This window comes from Mucilaginibacter sp. P4_A11, from assembly GCF_056402535.1.
Genome location: NZ_JBFUHE010000011.1, coordinates 117,710 through 140,466, shown reverse-complemented (window position 1 = coordinate 140,466; position 22,757 = coordinate 117,710). Strand labels below are relative to the sequence as shown.

Here is a 22,757-nt window from a genome sequence, read left to right as displayed (position 1 = left end):
CGTCAAAAAAAGCAAATCACAATTGCATTAATCGTTTCGCAAAATGAAAAAATACTTACAGTCATTATTATTCATGCTGTTATGCGTTACCGCCGCTAACGCAACCAAGCTGAAAGGTCATGTTTATGACCGGAAAACCGGCGAGCCTATGGTGGGGGCCACCGTTAGCCTCGACCGAACGAAGATCGCTACGACAACCGGCCTCGATGGTTCGTTTGAATTGAAGGATGTGCCAAGAGGTACCTTTTCTGTAAGGGTTTCTTTCGTTATGTATACAACCGCAGTGCAGCAGGTTGAAATAACCAAAGATGATAACCCGCATTTGAAAATATACCTGGAAGAAGCAAATAAGCAATTACAGGAGATCAGCGTTGTGTCGCAGAAAAACGGCTCGACCGAAAGGACTGCCCGTCGCATTGAGCAGCAGGCCACACAGGTAATGAACATTGTATCGGGCAGGGCTATCGAAGTATCGCCCGATTTGACAGTGGCTAACGTTATCTCCCGTGTATCCGGTGTATCTGTTGAGCGTAATACCAATGGCGATGGCCAGTATGCCATTTTACGTGGTATGGATAAACGTTATAACTATACCCTGGTTAATGGCATCAAAATCCCAAGTCCTGATAATAAATACCGTTATGTACCGCTTGATATTTTCCCTTCAGATCTGCTATCAAGGCTGGAAGTTTACAAAACACTTACCCCAAATTTGGAAGGTGATGCCGTAGGTGGTGTTGTTAACATGGTGATGAAAGATGCTCCCGAGCGCTTTGAAATAAACGCTAACATTGCCGGTGGTTACAGCCAGTTGCTTCTTGATCGTAAGTTTATGAGTTTCGATTATTCAGGCATTAATCATAAATCGCCTTATGAACTTAATGGTAAAGCATACCAGGCAACCCAGGCCGATTTTGGTACCGGAACTTTAAATTATTCGCTTAAGCACCCGGCCCCGAACTTGGTGGGTAGTCTGTCATTAGGTCAGCGTTTTTTTAATAACAAGTTGGGTGTATTGGTAGCAGGAAGTTACCAGAATACTTATCGTGGCAGCAACAGTGTGTTTTACAGTTCGAAAGTAGTACCAACGGCCGAGTATGCTGCAGTTACCAGCAGGGCCGACAGACAATACTCTGAACAACAAAAGCGTTATGGCTTATTTTCAAAAGTTGATTATGTGATAAACAGCCGCAATAAACTGAGCTTGTTTAACACCTATGTTAACTTAACCAATATCCAGGTACGGGATGAAAAATCTACCAGTTTTTCAACCGACTATGATCCGGACAAAGGAAATGCCCAGTTAGGCTATGCAACCCGCAGCCGTTTTACCGAGCAACAAATTTACAGCGGAACACTGCGCGGTGATCATAAGCTGTTTAATGATAAACTTAAAGTACAATGGTCGGCAGTTTATTCTTCGGCCGAAAATGAAGTGCCAAATAATACCACCATCAGCTTAAATGGTGTACGCGAAAACTTTGTAGACAGGCCTACTTATCTTACAAACGGTACTTCACTTACCCATCGCTGGGAACGTAATACCGATGAGGATAAAGCAGGTTACCTCGACCTTACTTATACCGCTCCGATTGGAGGTGTTAATGTAGATTTCTCTGCCGGTGGTTTATATCGTGATAAAGAGCGTAGCAGCTTTTATAACAATTACAATCTTACAGCAACCAATCCAAGTGCCTTATACGGTACTGATTTTACGAATTATACCCAGCTTAACTTTAACGTAACCAACCCGGGCGGTGCTGTAAATAACTCCTTAACCAACGATGCATCTGAAAAGATAGGCGCTGGCTATGGTATGTTTAAATTTACCACAAAAACCATCCAGGTAGTTGGCGGTGCCCGTGTGGAGCATACCAATCAGGGTTATCGGATGCTTTTCCCGCAGGGAGAATCGAGGCCAACAGGTAACCAGATCTATACCGATGTATTGCCAAGCTTAACCCTTAAATACTTTTTAACTGATAAAGAGCAACTTCATGCTTCTTATTTTAAATCAGTTAACCGCCCCGGCTTCTATGAGCTTATTCCCGGCGGAAGAGTAGGGGATGAATATAACGAACGTGGTAATCCTGACCTGAAACATGCTGTTGCCGATAACTACGATTTAAGATATGAGCTGTTCCCTGATGCAAGTACTCAATTGTTAGCAGGTGCATTTTACAAAAGGATCATGAATCCAATTGAATACAGCTTCCAGGCCGATGCTACACGCGGACAGGATACTTATTATATACCTGGTAACTTTGGTACTGCCAAGAACTATGGTTTGGAACTCGATTTCATCAAATTCTTTAACAAGTTTGGTGTAAAAGCAAACTATACTTATACCCACTCACGCATCACTACTCCTAAAGATACTTACATCACCGATGCCAATGGTGATACCCGCAAAATTTCGGTAAACCAAACAAGGCCGCTGTATGGTCAGTCGGCGCACATTGCAAACCTGTCATTACTATATAAAGACACTAAAAAAGGTTGGGATGCGCAGATAGCCGGAGCATATACCGGTCCGCGGATCAACACCGTATCACAGTTCCTGAACAATGACCTTTGGCAGCGTGGCTTTATCCAGATGGATGCATCGGCCGAAAAGAGGTTTAAAAATAACCTGAGTGTATTTGTTAAGGCCGGTAACCTGCTTAACACCCCAAGCAAACTGTTTATAAAAGGTACCAACCCTGAAAACGCGACACTGAAAGATGATAACATCGTAGCAAACGGACAAACGCTGATCCGTAGTGACTACTACAAGCAAACCTACCTGATAGGCGTTCGCTATAAACTCTAATAATTTATAAAACATAAATAAAAGGCATTACAATGAAATTGAAACAAATATTTGCAGTAATGCTGCTATCGGCCGTAGCCTTTAGCAGTTGCAGAAAAGCTAATCTTGACGTCGATGCAAGCTCTGGCGACGGATCAGCAAGCGGTGAGGTATCTGGTGTTTGGGCCAAAGGCAGCACCCAGATCATTAAAGGTGATATCATTATCCCCGAGGGTAAGTCGCTTACCATTGAAGAAGGGGTAACTGTATTGATGGATACCATTGCTAAACCTGAGTTTATAGTAAAAGGTAACCTTTACTCTTTAGGTACTGCCGAAAACCCGGTAAGGATAACAGTAAACCCGGCATACCGTACCGATGCCAAAAAATTTGGTAAGATGTGGGGCGGTATCCTGGCTGCTAAAACCTGTGCTGAGTTGGTGCTTGACCACACCATTTTAGAGTATGGTGGTAATACAACATCTGATGCTTCAACATCGGTAAAACAAGGGCTTTATAAAGCCGTGGCCGGCGAAAACTTGCCCGCCTTATGGTTTTCAAATGTTAATGGTAAGCTCATCGTTGTAAATTCAACTGTACGTAACTTTCAGGAAGATTGTACCTATATTGAAGGTGGTAACATCATTTTTGCCAATAATACTTTTTATACTACCGGTGTAACCGGCGGCGAGGCTATGAACTTTAAATCGGGCTGTTTAGCTGATGTTGGCTTTAACCTGGTTTACAGCGCCAACACCAATGCCCTGAAGCTATCAAATTCTGGCGACCGTACTCCGCAGGCTTATATTATATGTTATAACAATACTATGGTAAATACAGGCTGGCGCAGGCCATCGGCAAAGGGTGGTTCTATCTGGCTGGAGAACAACGTTCACGCCGATATCTACAATAACCTGTTTGCCAATACCCGTTTTGGTATCAAACGCGATACCAAATCAACTGAAGATAAGCGTACCATCATCAGCAATAACCTTTATTATGGCTATGATCAAACTACGGTAAACCAGTTTCAACCATCAAAAGATATTATTGCAGGTGTTAATGAGATCAGAAGTGCCAAAGCCGGTGATAATGACCCAAAATTTGTGAACTACCCTGAATCTACCCCGGTACTGAACGCGGTTTTTGATACCAATTGGGATTTTCACTTGCAAAGTGGTTCTCCTGCTTTAAACCATGGTAAAACAGATTTTACCCGTCACCATGCTGCTGGTATTACCGTAAACGGGATAACTTATGTATCTCCTGATCCGGCTACCTATATCGGTGCTTTCGGAACAAAATAAATTAACTCATCGCAATGGTCCTGCATACCCTTGCAGGATCATTTTTATTAATAATGATCAATGAATAAATTAAGCAAATTAGCATTTGTAGCACTTGCTGTTGCCATAGGTAATACCGCGTGTAGCCAAAGCCAGGTACGCAATAATAAAGGCCTTACTATCCCCGGCAGTACATCTCCCGAAATTAAACCAGTAGTTATTACCGAACCTGTATTGTATGATACTGATGATCCTGCCATATGGGTCAACCCCGCAGATCCGGCTAAAAGCCTTATCATAGGCACCGATAAAAACAGCGAGGGTGCCCTTTACGTGTTCGACTTGCAAGGGAAGATTATTAAAGATAAGGTTGTTCGAGGTTTAAAACGCCCTAACAACGTTGACCTTGCTTATGGCCTGATGCTTGGTGGCAAACCCACCGATATTGCTATTACTACCGAACGTATGACCCACAAACTGCGGATCTTTTCCCTGCCGGATATGAAACCTGTAGATAATGGCGGCATTGATGCTTTTGTAGGCGAAACAGGTTTTGAATACCGCGATCTGATGGGCATCTCTATTTATACCTCAAAAGATGGAAAAATGTATGCCATAGCCGGTCGCAAAAATGGCCCCCAAACTGGTGGATATATCTGGCAGTATTTGTTATCTGACGATGGCACCGGGAATGTAAAGGCAACGCTTGTACGCAAGTTTGGTAAATACAGCGGCAAAAAAGAAATAGAGTCAATTGCTGTTGATAATGAACTGGGTTATATATACTATTCAGACGAACAAGTGGGCGTTCGTCAGTATTATGCCGATCCCGAAAAAGGAGACCAGGAACTGGCGATATTCGGCACATCAGGATTTAATGCCGATCATGAGGGCATCTCAATTTATAAACTGACCGATAAAACGGGATATATCCTGGTATCTGATCAGGGGGCTAACAGGTTCCAGGTATTTAGCAGGGAAGGCACTAAAGCAAATCCTTTTGAGCATAGGCTGCTGAAAATAGCAAACGTAGCCGCGAGGCAAAGTGATGGCAGTGATGTAACCGCTACACCGTTAAATGATACTTTTAAACATGGTATTTTTGTGGTGATGAGCAACGATAAAACTTTTCATTACTATCGTTGGGAAGATATTGCTGGTAAAGAACTTAAGGTGAAATAGAAATAAACTGCTTGTCGTCCCATCAGGGTCTCTCGCAGAGGATCCTGATGGGACATTATAAAGAAACGTCATTGCGAGGCACAAAGCAATCCCCGAGAGGCAGAGCGGCCATGCAAGTCTCTCTGTACAGTTTGGGATTGCTTCGTGCCTCGCAATGACGCCTTTTTGTATGCTGTTTTTGAGAGTCGCATGTTTTAGCCCAGAGTTATAATATTGCATTAATGATAGCTAAAAACTCCAGCTGGAAGCTTTCGCCTTTATCCTCATTATACCATTTCTGTAATGCTATCTTCTTTTCGCTCATTTCAATATGATCTTTAATCATTTGCAGGTATAACCGCTGACATTCGGCCGGTCGGGGCCCCCAGGTGGCAAGATCGTGATTCTTTTCATCTGCAATAATAATCTTCGGGATTGACCGGGTGCCATTGGTAAGGTAGCTTTCAATCAAAAACGGCGGTGAATCCCTCAACTGGTAATCAACCTTAATCAACGGATTCAACTCCGAAATGCGGTGCAAAAATGGTATGGTATGCGAAGCGTCACCACACCAGGCCTCGGTGATAACTGTCCATAATTGTGGTTTGTTGATCTTTTCGATGGCATTTGTCAGGTCCGGGTTCAGAACACCGACTTTTAGCCAACGCTGCTGGCGCGACCAGTTCAACCTTGTATAATTTAAATAATCTGGGTTATTATAAGGAGCAGTCGGGTTCGGGCTGTTTAAAATATCGAAAAACAACTGCTGATATGCCGTAAAATCCATAGTGCTTTATATTTGGTACCATTTAATGATTGTCCCTTTTGTGGTGTTAAATTAAATAATGTGCCAGTGAATTTTATTGATGTAGATTAATTTCGATAACCTTTACAGGGCTATGATTAAATATACTATGTAAATTTGGTTATTAACACAACCAATATGAAAACCAGGATTAGTATAAACAAAATATTGCTGATAGTATCAAGTATCATAGGTTTCGGGGCTTTATCGGCCTATAAATATTTGCCGGAAAAAAATGTTCCGGTTAAGTTTAGACAAATCATGGGTGCCGATATTTCCTTTATCCCCCAGCTGGAAGCCGAGGGACGCAAGTTTAATGATAACGGCGTAAGCAAAGACCCTTTCGCTATTTTGAAAGATCATGGCTTCAACTATGTAAGGCTCCGGATATTTAATAACCCTAAGGCCGATAGCGGTTACTCAGCAAAAGGCTATTGCGGGTTGGAGGATACCAAAAAAATGGCTTTGCGTATTAAAGAAGCCGGCATGGGGTTTTTACTTGATTTTCACTACAGTGATACCTGGGCCGATCCGGGTAAGCAATACAAACCTGCTGCCTGGAAAAAGCTCAACAACCAGCAATTACAGGATTCCATAAAAGCATTTACGCGGCTTACCCTGCTTGCCCTTAAAAAGCAGGGCACCCTGCCCGATATGGTACAGGTAGGCAACGAAATTAACCATGGCATTTTATGGCCCGATGGTCGTGTTAAAAACCTGGATACGCTGGCCGGCTTTTTAAAAGCAGGCATTGGCGCAGTACGGGGAGTAAGTAGCAACATCAGGATAATGTTGCATATAGCCTGCGGCGGGCAAAAGGCCGAATCTATTTATTTTGTTGATAACATGCTTAAACGCGGGGTAAATTTCGATATCATTGGCGAATCATACTATCCCGAATGGCATGGCACTCCGGATAGTTTAAAAAATAACCTCACGAGCCTTACCGCCCGCTATAAACAGGATGTGATAGTTGCTGAATATTCGCAGCACAAGCGCGAGGTAAACGACATAGCCTTTTCATTGCCCGGCAACAAAGTTAAAGGCACTTTTATTTGGGAACCGTTTAGCTGGGGCGAAACCTTTGTTGATAAACAAGGCAATACCAACATGCACATGGCCACCTATGATAGCATTAAAAACCAATACCGTATTAACCGGTAAGCTCCATAAAAAAAGTAATGGCCGAAGATGGGGGCGCTGCATGCCCGCCCCGTACCCAGCGAGAGCGTAAAAAAATAGTGATCAAATAGAGAAAACAGTAATAAAGCAATTTCCCCGGGCTTTTAGATAGTAAGATTAAAGGTCAGGGGGATTTTTGTTTAAAATCCAGCGGCTAAAAAGCTTTGCTTAATGCATGTTCACCTGAAAATTCAAAGCTACGCTGAAGTAAGCTAAAAATATTTTGGATACAGAATAATTGTTATATTGACATCAAATTTACGATGCCCATTTATCGTAGCCACTGTAAACCAAAATGAAGATATTCCGGTGCCCTCTATTGCTTAAAAAGCGAAAAGAACGATCGTTTTTGATGTTGCCTTTTTTATGTATCCTGGTACTATCCGCAGGGTGCAATCACAAGCCTGCTGCTGATTCCCAACAACCATTGTTTAAATTATTGCAGCCGGAGCAAACCCATATTGATTTTGCCAATACTTTAACCGAAGGTTTGAACACCAACGTGCTGATGTACGAATATTTTTATAATGGTGGTGGTGTGGCTGTTGGCGATTTAAACGGCGATGGCCTGCAGGATCTTTATTTTACCGGCAACATGACTGATAATAAATTGTACCTGAACCAGGGCAATATGCAGTTTAAGGATATTACAACTGATGCAGGTGTAACGGGCAGGCCTGGCCCCTGGAAAACAGGTGTTACCATAGCCGATGTTAACGGCGATGGCAAGCTGGATATTTATATATGTTATTCGGGTAAAATAAGAGCTGAGAAAAGGGTTAACCAGTTGTTCATAAACCAGGGTAACGATGCCGCTGGAGTACCCATGTTTAAAGATATGACTGCCGATTACGGTCTTGATTTTCCATCGTTCAGCACACAGGCATACTTTTTTGATTATGACAGGGATGGTGACCTCGACCTTTTGTTAGTTAATCATAACCCGGCACGGATCAGCATTCTTGACGATGCATTTGTTAAAGAGATGACCGCAAAAAAAGATAACGAATCTGGGATCAGGTTGCTGCGGAATGATAATAACCATTTTATTGATATAACCCCGGCTTCGGGCATCATCAACACCTCGCTGTCATATGGTTTGGCAGCCGGCATAGCCGATATTAATGGCGATGGCTGGCCGGACATTTATGTATCAAATGATTACAGCATTCCTGATAGGTTGTACATCAATAATGGTAAGGGCGGTTTTACCGACGAGTTGCAAAAGCAGATCGGCCACACCTCATTTTATTCCATGGGGAACGATGTGGCAGATATCAACAATGATGGTAAGCCCGATATCTATACCCTGGATATGCTTCCCGAAGATAACAAACGCCAAAAACTGTTGTTCGGCGTTGATAACTATGAAGCTTTTGACCTGAACCTGAGGGTTGGCTTTTATTACCAGTATATGCGCAATATGCTGCAGATCAACAATGGCAATAACTCGTTCAGCGAGACAGGGCAACTGGCCGGCATTTCCAATACCGACTGGAGCTGGTCGCCATTATTTGCTGACTACGACAATGACGGCTGGAAAGACCTGTTTGTAAGCAACGGTTATACCCGTGACTATACCAACATGGACTTTTTAAAATTTATGGGCGATAACCTTAAAGACAGGCGCGTAATGCGGAAGGACCTTTTGGATTTTGTGAGCCAGATGCCATCGTCGCAAATGAAAAGCTACCTGTTTAAAAATAACGGTAATGCCACGTTCACCAACACAAGCGAGCAATGGGGCATAACGCTGCCATCAAACAGTAACGGCGCGGCCTATGTGGATCTGGATAATGACGGCGACCTCGACCTGGTGGTAAACAATATAAATCAGCCTGCTTTTGTTTATGAAAACCAGGCCGCTAAGCAAAATGATAACCATTATTTAGCTTTAAAATTAAATGGCAGCGGGGCCAATACACAGGGGATAGGAGCTAAAGTGAGCATTTATTCAGGTAATAAAATGCAATACCTGGAGCAAATGCCAACCCATGGCTACCAGTCAACTGTTTCGCCGGTACTTCATTTTGGATTAGGAAAAGACAAGCAGGTTGATTCATTAAGGATCACCTGGCAAAGCGGCAAATCACAAATAATTCAAAAGGTAAAAGCCAACGAACAGCTTGTTTTAAACGAAAAGGAAGCCACAGGCGTCAGTCCGGTACAAAAACAAATAGAACCTGTATTTAAGGAAGTGCCCGCGCCTGTAGCATTCCGCGAAAGCGATAATACAACCAATGATTTTAAGCGGCAACCATTAATGGTAAACTCCATATCCTTTTCGGGTTCTATCCTTACCAAAGGCGATGTAAACGGTGATGGGCTTGAAGATATCTATGCAGGTGCGCATGATGGTAAAGCCGGAGTGTTATACCTGCAGCAAAAAGATGGGAAATTTATAAGCAAAACTGTTCCCGCCTTTGAGGCTGATAAAAATAGTACTGATGCCGCAGCTTTGTTTTTTGATGCCAATGGCGATGGTAAGTCCGACCTTTATGTAGGCTCAGGTGGTTACGCCGATTATAAACCCGACGATGCACTGCTACAGGATAGGCTGTATCTTAACGATGGCAAAGGAAACTTCAGCAAAGTAAACAACGCTTTGCCTAAAATGATCAGCAGTAAAAGCTGTGTAAAGGCGGCCGATATTAATGGGGATGGTTTCCCTGACCTTTTTGTTGGCGGCAGGGTAGTGCCCGGCCGGTACCCCGAAGCGCCCGAAAGCTATATTCTGATAAATGATGGTAAGGGGCATTTTACCGATGAAACAGCAAAATATAATCCGGCATTAAAAAATATAGGTATGGTAACCGATGCCGCCTGGGTTGATATGAACGGTGATAAAAAGCCCGATCTGGTGCTGGTTGGCGAATGGATGCCTATAACAGTTTTTGAAAACAGCGGTACAAAGTTAACCAATGTCACAACAAAATATTTTGATAAAAAATATGCCGGCTGGTGGAACTGTCTACAAGTAAGCGATATCAACCATGATGGTCACCCCGATATTGTTGCCGGAAACGTTGGGTTAAATACCCAGTGCAAAGCAAGCGACGCCGAGCCTGCCGAAATGTTTTATAAAGACTTTGACGACAATGGATCAGTCGACCCTATGCTGTGTTTTTACATTCAGCATAAAAGCTACCCCTTTGTAAGCCGCGATGAATTGCTTGATCAGTTAAGTGTTATGCGCAGCCGGTTCCCTGATTATAAAAGCTACGCCGACGCCACCATGGATAAGATCTTTACCCCTGAGGAATTAAAAGACGTAAAAAAACTGACAACCAACGAGCTTGCAACAGCATGTTTCATTAGCAATGGGCAAGGGCGGTTAAAGCAGGTCGCATTGCCATTACAGGCCCAGTATTCGCCGGTTTTTACTATTACTACACTTGATTATGACCATGATGGAAAAGACGATCTTTTGCTTTGCGGCAACATTAACAAGGCCCGCATCCGTTTTGGTAAATATGATGCCAATTATGGCGTACTGCTAAAAGGAGATGGCAAAGGTAATTATCAATACATAAGTCAACCGAAATCAGGCTTTAATATTCGTGGTGATGTAAGGAGCGTAGTCCAATTAAATAATATTTTACTGTTTGCCCTTGATAAAGGCAAACTCAAGGCATATAAGCAATAATAAAAAGTAATGAAAAAATTGTTAATGCTAATACCGGCCTGTGGCTTATTTGCAATGATAAGCTGCAGCCCTAAAAAGCAACCCGAATTAACCAACCAGGATGTGAGCAAGGTGATAGGTCACATGACCAGCGTAATGGTGCATGATGTTACCAATCCGCCGCTGGCAGCCCGTTTTTATACTTATACCTGTCTTGCCGGATATGAGGTTGTTGCCGAAAACGATAAGCAGATCGGTAGCATGCGCGGTGTACTGAATCAATATCCTGATATCAAACACCCCAAACAAAATAAGGGTTATAATTATCAGTTAAGCTCGGTATTGGCCATGTTTGAAACTGCGGCCAAGTTACAGCCATCGGGTGCTTTGATGCTGGGGTATGAGGCTTCCTTTATTGATTCGTGCAAAAATATTGGTTTTAGCAGCGAGGTTGTGGATAGCTCAAAAAGTTATGCCAAAGCAATCAGCAAACAGATCCTGGCTTATGCCAAGGCCGATGGTTACCGGAAAATAAGTAACTATCCACGTTATAAGCTTAAACAAACACCGGGCAGCTGGGACCTTACACCGCCTGCTTACATGTTACCGGTTGAGCCTTATTTTAACACCATCCGGCCCATGACGCTTGATTCGGCCTCGCAGTTTGTTCCTGACGCGCCTATTCCTTTCTCAACCGATAAAAACTCGCTTTTTTATAAATACCTGCAAATGAGCTACGCCAAAAGCGGCAATGGCTTAAAGCAGGAAGAAAAAGATATAGCCAATTTTTGGGATTGTAACCCTTTTGCTGTTCAAAACGACGGGCATATGCTTATCGGCCTTAAAAAGATCTCGCCGGGGGCACACTGGATGGGGGTAACGGCCATTGCCTGTAAGCAGGCCAAAACCGGGTTCTCCAAAACGGTACAGGTTAATACGGCTGTAGCTATCGGTCTGCTTGATGGCTTTATCTGCTGTTGGGAAGATAAATACCGCACCAACCGCATCCGGCCCGAAACGGCTATCCGCAAGTACCTCGATCCGCATTGGAAACCCCTGCTGCAAACACCGCCATTTCCCGAGTACATCAGCGGGCATTCGGTAGTTTCATCAACAGCCGCGGTTATCCTAACACATTACCTGGGCGATAATTTTAAATATACAGATGATGTAGAAGTGAACTTCGGTGTGCCACCGCGCCATTTCAATTCTTTTACGCAAGCCGCTAAGGAAGCCGCTATATCCAGGTTTTGGGGTGGCATCCATTTTATGGATGCTATTGATAATGGCATTATTCAGGGTAACAAGGTTGGCAATCTGGTTGTAGCTAAACTAAGCGGGCAAAAGAAGTTATAAAAATAGGCATATGTTATCTTGAGCGATAGTGGAGGTTCTTTTTTGATTGGCAAAGCCGCTTTACATGGCGAACAAGATGCTTTGTCCCTCATGGCAACTTCAAAAGGGTGTCATGCTGAGGCCCTCGAAGCATGGTGGGCTGGGCCTTTGCGCGCGACCCTTCGACAAGCTCAGGGTGACAGGCCCTCTTTTATCACTGATACCCTGCCGCCTGTAGACTAAATAATTCGGCATAGCGGCCATTGTTAGCCATTAGCTCCTGGTGTGTTCCTGCCTCATGGATCTTGCCTTTTTCCAATACAATGATACGGTCGGCCAGGCGTGCTGTTGAAAAGCGGTGTGAAATAAGGACAGCCGATTTTCCCTGGGTTAGAGAGGAAAAACGCTGGAATACCTCGTATTCTGCCCGGGCGTCAAGCGCCGCAGTAGGCTCGTCAAGGATAAGCACCTGTGCATCTTTCATGTAAGCCCTTGCCAGTGCTACTTTCTGCCATTCTCCGCCTGATAATTCAACCCCTTCGTTAAACCGTCTGCCCAGCCATTGCTCATAGCCCAACGGAAGTTTGGCCGCAAGCACATCTGCAAGGCTTTCATGGGCAGCCTTACGGATCAGTTCGGTATTGGCCAGTTCGTCGATATTCCCTACAGCAATATTTTGCGAAAAACTCATCTGGTAACGGATATAATCCTGGAAAATGATGCCCAGGTTTAACCGGAGACCAGCAATATCATAATCTCTCAGATCGGCACCATCCAGCAGAATGCGCCCTTCTGTAGGATCGTATAAGCGGGCCAGCAGTTTAACAAGTGTAGTTTTGCCTGCGCCGTTCTCGCCAACCAGCGCAATCTTTTCGCCGGGGTGCAGGGTAAAGTTCAGGTGCCTGTTGGCCCATGATTCGGCATTGTGGTATTTAAAACCCACGTTCTCGAAGGTGAATCCCTGCATTATTGGGTTTGGGAATGGTAAAGGAGATGCAGCAACTTTTATCTTAGGTTTGATCTCAAAAAACTCATGGAAATCATTGAGATAGATAGCACCCTGTGAAACTGATGTAAAGCGGTTCAGCGAATTTTCCATCAAGCTGCTAAGCTGCCGGAATGAACCGGCCAGGAAGGTTAGCGTACCTACGGAGGATTTGCCCGTTACCGTTTGGTAAATGATAAAACCATAAGCAGCATAATAGCCCGCGCTGCCTAAAACAGAGAAGAAGGTACCCCAGGCAGAGCGCCGTACGGCCAGTTTGCTGTTATCGGCATAAAACTTATCTGATAATGTTTTAAAGCGGTTAATGATAAAATCCGACAAGCCGAAGATCTTAACCTCTTTAGCTGTTTCATCGCTCGCGCCAAGGTAGCGCACATAATCCAGTTCGCGTCTTTCAGGTGTCTGGCTTCTGGTGAGTGCGTAGTTTTGGCTGTTAAAATAGCTTTCGCCCATAAATGAAGGGATGATGGCTATAAGCAGCAACAGGATAAGCCAGGGATTTAAAGTTAATAAACCGGTTAGTAGGAAGGCTATAGATATAAAATCCTGGATCTGGCTCATTACCTGCGATAAAAGTACAGTACGCCCAACAGTTTGCTGTCTTGCCCGTTCCAGTTTATCATAGAATACGGAATCTTCAAATTGTTCCAGGTCGAGCGTGGCGGCATGGCGCATAATGCGCATCGAGGTATAGTTAGCAAAAAGATCACCCAGGAGGTTATCCATCAGGCTGATCATCCGGTTTAATCCATCGGTTACCACGGCCAGCAAAAATTCGATGATAACCAGTTTCCATAACTCATGCTGACTTCCGCCATGGCGGTTAAGCAATACCACCTGGTCGATGATCAGCTTGCCCACATATAACAAAGCAACCGGCATCGCCGAACGTACAATGCGTAACAGAAAGCTCGTGGTTGTTTTGCCCGGGCTGCTTTGCCATACCAGCCTGAAAAACTCCGGGAGATTGCTCAGGGCAGACAGGCGCTCTCTGAACGAGATCTTTTGATCAGGTTTAATATTTCTTGTTTTAGCCATCTGCCTGTTTTGATAAATGCGATTTTAAACAAAAAAATGCTCATTAGTATTGAAATACAGACTATCAGCACATTTATGATCATTTACTGACCAATGTAATTGTATTGAAGAGGCATCCTTTTTAGGTAACTAAGCAGGGAATGATTAAATAAAAAAGATTTATGCAATCGATTGCACAAATCTTTTTTTATTTGTTACTTAGTGAAATAAACCATCAATAAATTTTCGAAGTTATGAGGTCAGTGAAGCTATTACTTGTCGCGCTGTGTGCCTGTTTTATATTACCATGCTATGGGGTGGTGCGCCTGCCGCAATTAGTTGCCGATGGCATGGTATTGCAGCGTGATGCCAAAGTAAAGATCTGGGGCTGGGCTGACGCCGGGGAAAAGATCACTGTTAATTTTCAGCATAAAACATACCGCTCTGTTACTGATCAAAGCGGTTCATGGGAAATAAGCTTTCAGCCAATGAAAGCCGGAGGGCCATATACTATGGAGATCGCTGGTACTAACCATATCACTCTTCGCGATATTTTAATTGGCGATGTATGGTTTTGTTCGGGTCAGTCAAACATGGTTTTGCCCATGGAGCGGGTAAAGGAAAGATATCCGGACGAAATAGCCAATGCCAATTACCCGCAGATCAGGAATTTTTTTGTGAAAACAGAGGCCGATGTAACCAAACAGCATCCGGACCTGTTACCCGGCAAATGGGTTAAAGCCGATCCAGCAACTGTTTTGGGTTTTGGCGCTGCATCCTGGTTTTTTGCAAAGCAGCTTTATCAAAAATATCATGTGCCTATAGGCATCATCAACTCAAGTGTGGGCGGTACGCCTATCGAGGCCTGGATCAGCAGCGATGGATTAAAGGATATCCAATCGTACCATAACCGCATTGCTCAATTTAGCAATACTGCTTTTATGGATAGTGTATTGAAAAAGCGCCCGGAACCTGCGGAACCGCTTGATGCAGATAAAGGTTTAAATGAGGCCAAACCATGGTATGATACCACCTATTTACCGCACAATTGGCACCATTTCTGGCTGCCCGGCTATTGGGCGGATCAGGGTGTAAAAGGCCTGAATGGGGTAGTATGGTTCAGGAAAGAAATCACCCTGCCTGCATCGGTACAGGGTAAAGTGGCTAAACTGTTTTTAGGCAGGATAATAGATGCAGATCAAACCTATGTTAACGGCAGGCCGGTTGGGAACATTACTTATCAGTACCCGCCAAGGCGTTATACAGTACCCGCCGGCTTATTAAAGCCGGGCAAAAACATTATAGTGGTACGGGTTACCAATACATCAGGTAAAGGTGGTTTTGTGCCCGACAAAAGGTATTATCTGGCAATAGCCGGTGACACTACCGACCTCCGCGGCGATTGGCAATACAAGGTAGGGCAGGTGTTTGAACCGGTTAGGGTAAAACCTGAATTTTCGGCCCAAAATGCACCGACCGGCCTTTACAATACCATGGTGGCGCCCGTTATCAATTATACCATTAAAGGGATGGTTTGGTACCAGGGCGAAAGTAATACTTCCCGCGCATTTGAATATGGAAAGTTGCTAAAAGCCCTTATAGTCGATTGGCGTAACAGCTGGCAGCAGGGTAATACTCCTTTTATTTATGCCCAGCTTCCCAACTTTAACGAGGTACAATATTCGCCTACAGAAAGCAGCCTGGCTCAATTGCGTAACGGGCAGCTAAGCGCCCTTGAAGTATCCAATACGGGCATGGCGGTTACGCTTGAGGCCGGTGAATGGAACGATATCCATCCCCTCAATAAAAAGACTGTAGGAGAGCGGCTGGCCCGGGCTGCCGAATATGTTGCTTATGGTGACGTGAATGTAGTGCCATCGGGGCCGATCTATCAATCGGCTAAGATTGACGGGAATAAAATCGAAGTTACTTTTAAAAATACAGGTTCGGGGCTTGTTACTGGGGATGGTGAGGAATTGTCGCAATTTGCAATAGCCGGTGCCGATAAAAGGTTTGTTTGGGCAAAGGCTGTCATTAAAGGGGATAAGGTGCTGGTTTGGAACGATAAGATCCCCGTACCGCTTTATGTGAGATATGCCTGGGCCGATAACCCGGAGGGTGCAAATCTGTATAATAAAGAAGGCTTGCCCGCATCACCTTTCCAAACCGATAAGCCACAATAAACTAATAACCTAAATCCAGGAGAATGAAAACTACTGTATTCTTTTTTCTACTCGCGTGTGCTGTTGCAGCAAAAGCTCAAAACGCCGCTCCGGTAAATTTTACTGCCGATCAGGATCATCAGAACATGATGAAACAATTAGGGATCAAAACCTTGCGTAATGGTCCCAGTGGTGACGAATCGGCTCCTAACCATGCCAATTATGATGAAGCGTTGGCTAACCCTTACCCTGATTTGCCGGATGCACTTACATTAAAGAACGGCAAAAAGGTAACTACAGCCGAAATTTGGTGGAAACAGCGCCGCCCCGAAATTGTAGAAGACATGGAACGGGAGGTTTATGGCCGCATCCCGGCCAATGTACCCAAAGTGAGCTGGGCGGTTAAAGTAACCGATAAGGAACGCGTGGGTTTTTTCCCGGTGATTGCCAAACAGCTGATAGGCCATGTTGATAATTCGGTTTACCCGCTTATCAATGTGAATATTGAAATGACATTGGTAGTGCCAGCAAATGCCAAAGGCCCGGTACCTGTATTGATGATGTTTGGCCGAAGCGCTTTGCCCGCACCTGCCCAGCCCTCACCTGCAGATGTTGAAAAGATCAACACCGCACTGAAAGAGCTGCTTGTAAAAGAGCATCCCGAGTTAAAGACCATTTTTGAACGGTATCCTGCCTATAACCCCATTCCTGAACAATCACCTTTTGGGCCGGGCGGTTTCCAGGCGACCAAAGGTGATCCACCGACTGCCACGCAGTTGATAGCCAACGGCTGGGGTTATGTGTTGATAGACCCTTCATCGATCCAGCCTGACAACGGCGAAGGTTTGACCAAAGGGATCATCGGTTTGGTAAACAAAGGGCAACCACGCAAACCTGAAGACTGGGGGGCTTTACGGGCCTGGTCGTGGGGAGCGGCGCGTGCGTTGGATTATTTGGAAACAGAACCCTCAGTTGATGCCAAACATGTAGGCATTGAAGGGGTTTCCCGTTATGGAAAGGCAGCCCTGGTAACACTGGCCTTTGAACCACGGTTTGCTATGGGGCTGATCGGTTCTTCGGGAGAAGGGGGAGCCAAATTGCACCGCCGCAATTTTGGTGAGGCAGTTGAAAGCCTTACCGGCGGCGAATATTACTGGATGGCCGGTAACTTTATAAAGTATGGTGCATCGGAGGCAACATTCGGTGCCAAAACGGCGAAAGATCTTCCGGTAGATGCACATGAACTGATTGCCCTATGCGCCCCGCGCTTTACTTTTATAAGCTATGGCATCCCGGAACAGGGCGACGCCAAATGGCTTGATCAGCAGGGAAGCTATATGGCAACTGTCGCCGCCGGTTCTGTATTTAAACTGCTTGGCGCAAAAGACATAGGTGTTTCAAATGATTACAAAATCGAAAAGATGCCGCCGGTTAATACCGGTTTGCTTGATGGCGAACTGGCCTGGCGACAACACGACGGCGGCCATACCGATGCGCCAAACGTAAAATACTTTATTGCCTGGGCCAATAAGCTGATGCATTATGGAAAGGAAGGAGGGAAGTGATTTGCCAGTGTCATCCTGAGTGTTTAAAACCGTTGGACTCTGAAGGAGAAATGAGATTAAACAAAGAGAGCCTGTCACCCTGAGCTTGTCGAAGGGTCGCGCGCAGAGGCCTGCCCGCCATGTTTCGAGAAGCTCAGTATGACCATAATTTTTGTTATCGTTATGCTGAACTTGTTTCAGCCCCCACAAGAAAGGTAGGCGATTTACTTAGCATATGGCTTAGCGAGTGAGATGTTGAAACAAGTTAAATATGACGTTTGAATTATAGTGCCTAAAACCCTATCGAATTTCCTCCATCAACCTGCAAAATAACCCCGGTTACGTATTTGGCGCTGTCGGTAGCTAAATAATAAACAGCTTCGGCTACATCGGCGGGCTCGCCTAATTTACCCATCGGGGTGCGGCCCATTACCTTTTGCTTGCGGGCAGGATCGTTATCCAGTGCCTTTGCCGACATATCTGTGGCTATAAAACCCGGAGCAACGCAATTAACCCTGATGCCCTGCGGCGAAAGCTCGGTAGCCATAGCCCTTGTCATGCCCTCAATAGCAGTTTTAGATGCTGAATAGGCAATAACATAGGGGATCCCATATTGGGCCGCCATCGAACTGATGTTAACAACACTACCTCCGCCTGATTTTAACATGCTTTTTACTACCTCGCGGCTTATGGCAAATACCGAAGTAAGGTTGGTTTGGATCACCCTTGAAAACTCTTCGTCGGTTACCTCAGCAAACGCTTTTTTGTGGTTGATGCCGGCATTATTAACCAAAATATCAGGAACGCTAAATTCAGCTTCAATCTCTGCTATCAATTGAGGGATACCAGTTGTATCGCTCAGGTCGTATTGTTTGTAACTGCAAAGCTCACCAAACTGCTGTGCTGCTGCGATCAGTTTTGCTTCGTCCCGGCCAATGATGATGGTTCTGATGCCTTGTTCGGTGAATTTTTTGGTGGTGGCAAGTCCAAGGCCCGAAGCACCCCCGGTTACAATAGCAAGTTTGGTTTTTGAGTTCATGGAAGTCTAAAAAAAGGTTATTTTTTTCTGGAAGATGATTCGCGTACTATCAATTCCGACCGGAGGATAAGGCTATGCGTTTGTTGCAGGTCCTGCCGGTTGGTTAAATGGTTGATAAGCATGCTCGCGGCAACTTCGCCCATTTCATATCCTTTATAATTTACGGTGGTGAGGTTTGGCTCAATCACGCAGGCTGCCGGATCATTGTTAAAGCCGGCTATGGCTATTTGCTCGGGAATTTTAATGCCTGCTTTTTTCAGCACCTGGATGCAGCTAACGGCACTCACATCATTAACAGTAAATATACCGTCGGGAAGCGGATCCATTTTTAAAATAGCTTCAGCCGCCGCGGCAGATTCCTTAGCACTCAGATCGTTGATGATCACCAGTTGCTCGTCAAACTCAATATGATGTGCTTCAAGTGCCTGCTTATATCCGCGAAGACGCTCGGCGTAAACATTGCGCAGCTGGTTGCCGTTAATATGCACTATCCTTTTGCAGCCTTGCTGAAGCAGGTGGTCGGTTACTTCGTAGGCTGCCTTGAAATTATCGATATAGATCTGCGGGTAATGCGCATGTTCAATGATCCTGTCAAAGAACAGCACCGGAATCTTACGTTTAATAAAAGGTTCAAAATGTTCAATGCCGGTGGTGTCATAAGCCAAGGAAACCAAAAGGCCGTCGACCCGGTTATTCAGCATAGCTTTGGCATTGCTGATCTCCTTCTTCATCGTCTCTAACGACTGGCTGATGATAAGGTTATAATTATTATTGTTCACAACTTTTTCGATGCCCGCGATAACATCCGACATGAAACTGCTGTTGAGCCGGGGCACAATTACGCCAATGATATTGCTGTTTTTGCGGCGTAAATTGCTGGCGAACGAATTGGAGCGATAACCCATTTCTTCGGCAGCTTTTACGATCTTTTTTTTGGTATTTTTATTAACCCTCGGGTGATCTTTAAGCGCACGGCTAACCGTAGCTGCCGAAACCTTTAGTTTTTCGGCAATGTCATATATGGTTATCTCTTTTTCGCTGCCCGGCATATAATTAATTTGAGGTGCTTAAACAATTCTGCAGGCTTGATGATAGCTGGTGCAAAATTGTTTAATGGATAAAAGTATAAAATTATTAATGAAATACTAAAATTTATGCAATCGGTTGCATAAATTTATCGCCTTGATAAATTATCCGTTAAATAATATGGTACCAGATTTAGAACAAACCTTCAGATGGTTTGGCCCCGGCGACCCGGTAACTTTAAGTGCAATAAAACAAACAGGGGCAAGCGGGATAGTTACCGCGCTTCATCATATCCCCTGCGGTGATGTTTGGAGCCAGGAAGAGATCAGCCGGCGGAAGGCTCTGATTGAAAGTGCAGGTTTTAACTGGGCAGTTGTGGAAAGTGTGAATATTCATGAAAGCATCAAAACAGGTAGTGCGGGACGCGATCATTATATTAACAACTATATTCAAACGTTGCAAAATTTAGCGCAGGAAGGAATTTTTACGGTGTGTTACAACTTTATGCCCGTATTGGATTGGACTCGTACACATCTTGATCATCGCTTAGCAAACGGTGCTTCGGCATTGCTTTATAATGCCCCTGCTTTAGCCGCCTTCGACCTGTATATTTTAGAGCGGGAGAATGCTTTTAACGAATTTAGTGCTGAACAACAAACTGCCGCAAAGCTTTACCTCGATGGGCTGAATGCGGATGATAGAACACTATTAACCAATACAATATTAGCGGGGCTACCCGGTACAGATGAGGTTTTCACGATCGCTGAGTTTAAAGAGTACCTGAACAAATACAGTGGGGTAGATGCTAATGCATTAAAGGAAAACCTGTTTTATTTTTTAAGGGCGATCATTCCTTATGCCGAAAAGCTGGGTATCAAAATGTGCATTCACCCGGATGATCCCCCATTTCCTATCCTGGGGCTGCCCCGTGTAGCCTCATCCCTGGATGATTTGACTGATATCTTAAACAGTTATCCTTCAATTGCTAATGGTATAACACTTTGTACCGGGTCATTAGGTGCATCGGGCAAAAATAATATTCCTCAAATAATAGCCCAATTGGGCTATAAGATCCATTTTTTGCACCTGCGTAATGTAGCCAGACAGCAGGATGGTAGTTTTTATGAAGCCGATCATTTAACAGGCAGTGTTGATATGTATGCCGTGATGAAGGCCATTATTGATGAACAGATAGCCCGCAAAAATGCGGGCCGGGGCGATACAGCCATCCCTATACGGCCCGATCACGGACATAAGCTGCTTGATGATTTTAATTATGATACCTATCCCGGTTATTCGGTAATCGGCAGGCTTAAGGGCCTGGCCGAGTTACGAGGATTAGAAATGGGAATAAAAAGAACATTGACCTATTAAGCTGAAAGCAGAATGCATAAGGCTTAAAGCTGTACTTATTTTACGCTTTTGCTTATTTTTTAGGCTTTTAGCCTTGTGCTTTACGCTTATTTAGGTGGATAAATTTTATAGTTGCCGCTGCAATGTAAAAAGCTCATCAAATAAAGCAGCCCATCATAATAGCGCTCAACGAGTGCCTGTGGTACAGGTGCATTCCATAGGGCATCAACAAATTGATTGCGATTGGCATTAGTGGCCGCAAGGCTGGTCACCGCATTGGTGGCGATGAGGCCGGTTGCGTGCCGATTATCATATTGATTGCCGGTTAGCGTAAACTGGCAGCCGTAGCTGTCTATCCCTTTGGAGATAAAGAAAGCCTGGATCCTGTTGCTTAATGCCTGTTCGTCAGTCGCTTTGTGCCACCAGCTCCAATCAACCGACCAATTACTGGCCGTTCTCCAGGAATCAAAAGAAAAATTAACAGCGTTTTTATTGAAACCGGCTGCCCGCGGACTGCCGTCGAAATTGGCGTAGTCAGATGCCAGCCCCGTTTGTGGATTAGTTGCTTTTATAAAAAAGGCGCGACTGGTATCGGCGGCGGCATACCAAAAGGCACGGTCTTCTTTTGGTCCCCAGCGGGCCCAGAGTTCATAAAATGCAGGCAAATGATAGGAAGGGTCGGTAAACGAGCCACGTTCAATACCGGGTACAAATAAGATCATATTCTTTTCTTCATTAACCATCGGGCCAATTTTTCTCGGGCCGAATTTGGTCATGCCGCTTTTTATGGGATGGTGCCGCATGGTGCTCAGGATCTTATCGGCCCACTGATGATAATTATAAATCCCTGCACCGTTGCCCCACCTGCCGGAGGCGAAGTAAAGCGACATTACAAAATACTCCTCACCGTCAGGAGCCGGTGTTTCTTCGTTAGGCGTGCCATCTCTTTTTAATGACCATGAAAAGTAACCTTCCGAAGGGTGCTTAGGATCACTGATATACATATTACTCATAGCGTAGTTCCAGATGGCGTCAAAAACATCTTTCCGATTTAGTTGTACGGCTATCATCATCCCGTATGACATGCCTTCGCTGCGGATATCATGATGTGGTACATCGCTTACGTAAGCCAGCGGGCCGCTCTCATTTTTCCCCGCAGGGAAATAAGCCGCCTCGCTATCCGGGTTACCGAAAAATAGCTGGTTGAAGGCTTTGTTGATCTTGTCGTCAATTTCGTTTTTGCTATGGCCTCGTTCTTTAAACAGGTTTGGATACTTCCCGGTAGCAAACGCCCCTTTGCCATTATCCAATTTGCCTGTTTGTGCATTAGTTGTTATCCCGCAAATAATCATACAAAGTGCACTTGTTATGATGTATGATATTTTAAAATGGGAGGGTGTTTTCATAGATTTCTGTTTTGGTTTT

At 44.6% G+C, this 22,757-nt stretch carries 14 protein-coding genes; 9 read left to right on the top strand and 5 right to left on the bottom strand.

What is annotated here, in order from left to right:
- The first annotated feature begins 43 nt into the window (after window positions 1-43).
- From AC1DUD_RS20785 to AC1DUD_RS20775, 3 genes are read left to right on the top strand one after another with little or no spacing between them, the layout of a single operon-like run.
- Entirely contained in the window at window positions 44-2,812 is a 2,769-nt protein-coding gene (locus tag AC1DUD_RS20785; protein WP_477377884.1) for a TonB-dependent receptor, read from the top strand.
- A 32-nt stretch (window positions 2,813-2,844) separates the two neighbouring features.
- On the top strand, window positions 2,845-4,098 hold the full coding sequence (locus AC1DUD_RS20780) for a right-handed parallel beta-helix repeat-containing protein (protein WP_477377882.1): 1,254 nt from the start codon (window positions 2,845-2,847) through the stop codon (window positions 4,096-4,098).
- Between the two features lie 60 nt (window positions 4,099-4,158).
- Entirely contained in the window at window positions 4,159-5,259 is a 1,101-nt protein-coding gene (locus AC1DUD_RS20775) for a phytase (protein WP_477377880.1), read from the top strand.
- 205 nt (window positions 5,260-5,464) lie between these two features.
- On the opposite strand, the gene AC1DUD_RS20770 is transcribed toward AC1DUD_RS20775, so the two are convergent.
- Complete coding sequence (locus tag AC1DUD_RS20770; RefSeq protein ID WP_477377878.1) at window positions 5,465-6,025, bottom strand: thioredoxin family protein; 561 nt, start codon at window positions 6,023-6,025, stop codon at window positions 5,465-5,467.
- A 156-nt stretch (window positions 6,026-6,181) separates the two neighbouring features.
- Here AC1DUD_RS20770 and AC1DUD_RS20765 point away from each other — a divergent pair, with 156 nt between their 5' ends.
- The 3 genes from AC1DUD_RS20765 to AC1DUD_RS20755 all read left to right on the top strand — a co-directional run bounded on the left by AC1DUD_RS20765 (window position 6,182) and on the right by AC1DUD_RS20755 (window position 12,206).
- Entirely contained in the window at window positions 6,182-7,207 is a 1,026-nt protein-coding gene (locus AC1DUD_RS20765; RefSeq protein ID WP_477377876.1) for a glycoside hydrolase family 53 protein, read from the top strand.
- A 313-nt stretch (window positions 7,208-7,520) separates the two neighbouring features.
- Window positions 7,521-10,871, top strand: coding sequence for a VCBS repeat-containing protein (locus tag AC1DUD_RS20760; protein WP_477377874.1), 3,351 nt, complete (start codon window positions 7,521-7,523; stop codon window positions 10,869-10,871).
- 9 nt (window positions 10,872-10,880) lie between these two features.
- Complete coding sequence (locus AC1DUD_RS20755; protein ID WP_477377872.1) at window positions 10,881-12,206, top strand: vanadium-dependent haloperoxidase; 1,326 nt, start codon at window positions 10,881-10,883, stop codon at window positions 12,204-12,206.
- A gap of 193 nt (window positions 12,207-12,399) precedes the next feature.
- Here the strand turns inward: AC1DUD_RS20755 and AC1DUD_RS20750 are convergent, their stop codons facing one another.
- Window positions 12,400-14,229, bottom strand: coding sequence for an ABC transporter ATP-binding protein (locus AC1DUD_RS20750; RefSeq protein WP_477377870.1), 1,830 nt, complete (start codon window positions 14,227-14,229; stop codon window positions 12,400-12,402).
- 233 nt (window positions 14,230-14,462) lie between these two features.
- On the opposite strand from AC1DUD_RS20750, the gene AC1DUD_RS20745 reads away from it, so the two are divergent.
- Window positions 14,463-16,391, top strand: a complete 1,929-nt coding sequence (locus tag AC1DUD_RS20745; RefSeq protein WP_477377868.1) for a sialate O-acetylesterase — start codon at window positions 14,463-14,465, stop codon at window positions 16,389-16,391.
- A 23-nt stretch (window positions 16,392-16,414) separates the two neighbouring features.
- Entirely contained in the window at window positions 16,415-17,935 is a 1,521-nt protein-coding gene (locus AC1DUD_RS20740) for an alpha/beta hydrolase family protein (protein ID WP_477377866.1), read from the top strand.
- A gap of 271 nt (window positions 17,936-18,206) precedes the next feature.
- Here the strand turns inward: AC1DUD_RS20740 and AC1DUD_RS20735 are convergent, their stop codons facing one another.
- Both AC1DUD_RS20735 and AC1DUD_RS20730 read right to left on the bottom strand, forming a co-directional pair.
- Complete coding sequence (locus AC1DUD_RS20735) at window positions 18,207-18,953, bottom strand: SDR family NAD(P)-dependent oxidoreductase (RefSeq protein WP_477377864.1); 747 nt, start codon at window positions 18,951-18,953, stop codon at window positions 18,207-18,209.
- A gap of 17 nt (window positions 18,954-18,970) precedes the next feature.
- Window positions 18,971-20,002 (bottom strand): LacI family DNA-binding transcriptional regulator, encoded by a 1,032-nt coding sequence (locus tag AC1DUD_RS20730; protein WP_477377862.1) that lies wholly within the window; start codon window positions 20,000-20,002, stop codon window positions 18,971-18,973.
- Between the two features lie 157 nt (window positions 20,003-20,159).
- Here AC1DUD_RS20730 and uxuA point away from each other — a divergent pair, with 157 nt between their 5' ends.
- Window positions 20,160-21,353 (top strand): mannonate dehydratase, encoded by a 1,194-nt coding sequence (uxuA, locus tag AC1DUD_RS20725; RefSeq protein WP_477377859.1) that lies wholly within the window; start codon window positions 20,160-20,162, stop codon window positions 21,351-21,353.
- Between the two features lie 86 nt (window positions 21,354-21,439).
- Here the strand turns inward: uxuA and AC1DUD_RS20720 are convergent, their stop codons facing one another.
- Entirely contained in the window at window positions 21,440-22,738 is a 1,299-nt protein-coding gene (locus tag AC1DUD_RS20720; protein WP_477377857.1) for a family 8 glycosyl hydrolase, read from the bottom strand.
- Between the last annotated feature and the right edge of the window lie 19 nt (window positions 22,739-22,757).

Bases quoted from the DNA above. Each gene is read 5' to 3' on its own strand.
- AC1DUD_RS20785 (WP_477377884.1), top strand. From the start codon at position 44: ATGAAAAAATACTTACAGTCATTATTATTCATGCTGTTATGCGTTACC.
- AC1DUD_RS20780 (WP_477377882.1), top strand. From the start codon at position 2,845: ATGAAATTGAAACAAATATTTGCAGTAATGCTGCTATCGGCCGTAGCC.
- AC1DUD_RS20775 (WP_477377880.1), top strand. From the start codon at position 4,159: ATGAATAAATTAAGCAAATTAGCATTTGTAGCACTTGCTGTTGCCATA.
- AC1DUD_RS20770 (WP_477377878.1), bottom strand. From the start codon at position 6,025: ATGGATTTTACGGCATATCAGCAGTTGTTTTTCGATATTTTAAACAGC.
- AC1DUD_RS20765 (WP_477377876.1), top strand. From the start codon at position 6,182: ATGAAAACCAGGATTAGTATAAACAAAATATTGCTGATAGTATCAAGT.
- AC1DUD_RS20760 (WP_477377874.1), top strand. From the start codon at position 7,521: ATGAAGATATTCCGGTGCCCTCTATTGCTTAAAAAGCGAAAAGAACGA.
- AC1DUD_RS20755 (WP_477377872.1), top strand. From the start codon at position 10,881: ATGAAAAAATTGTTAATGCTAATACCGGCCTGTGGCTTATTTGCAATG.
- AC1DUD_RS20750 (WP_477377870.1), bottom strand. From the start codon at position 14,229: ATGGCTAAAACAAGAAATATTAAACCTGATCAAAAGATCTCGTTCAGA.
- AC1DUD_RS20745 (WP_477377868.1), top strand. From the start codon at position 14,463: ATGAGGTCAGTGAAGCTATTACTTGTCGCGCTGTGTGCCTGTTTTATA.
- AC1DUD_RS20740 (WP_477377866.1), top strand. From the start codon at position 16,415: ATGAAAACTACTGTATTCTTTTTTCTACTCGCGTGTGCTGTTGCAGCA.
- AC1DUD_RS20735 (WP_477377864.1), bottom strand. From the start codon at position 18,953: ATGAACTCAAAAACCAAACTTGCTATTGTAACCGGGGGTGCTTCGGGC.
- AC1DUD_RS20730 (WP_477377862.1), bottom strand. From the start codon at position 20,002: ATGCCGGGCAGCGAAAAAGAGATAACCATATATGACATTGCCGAAAAA.
- uxuA (WP_477377859.1), top strand. From the start codon at position 20,160: ATGGTACCAGATTTAGAACAAACCTTCAGATGGTTTGGCCCCGGCGAC.
- AC1DUD_RS20720 (WP_477377857.1), bottom strand. From the start codon at position 22,738: ATGAAAACACCCTCCCATTTTAAAATATCATACATCATAACAAGTGCA.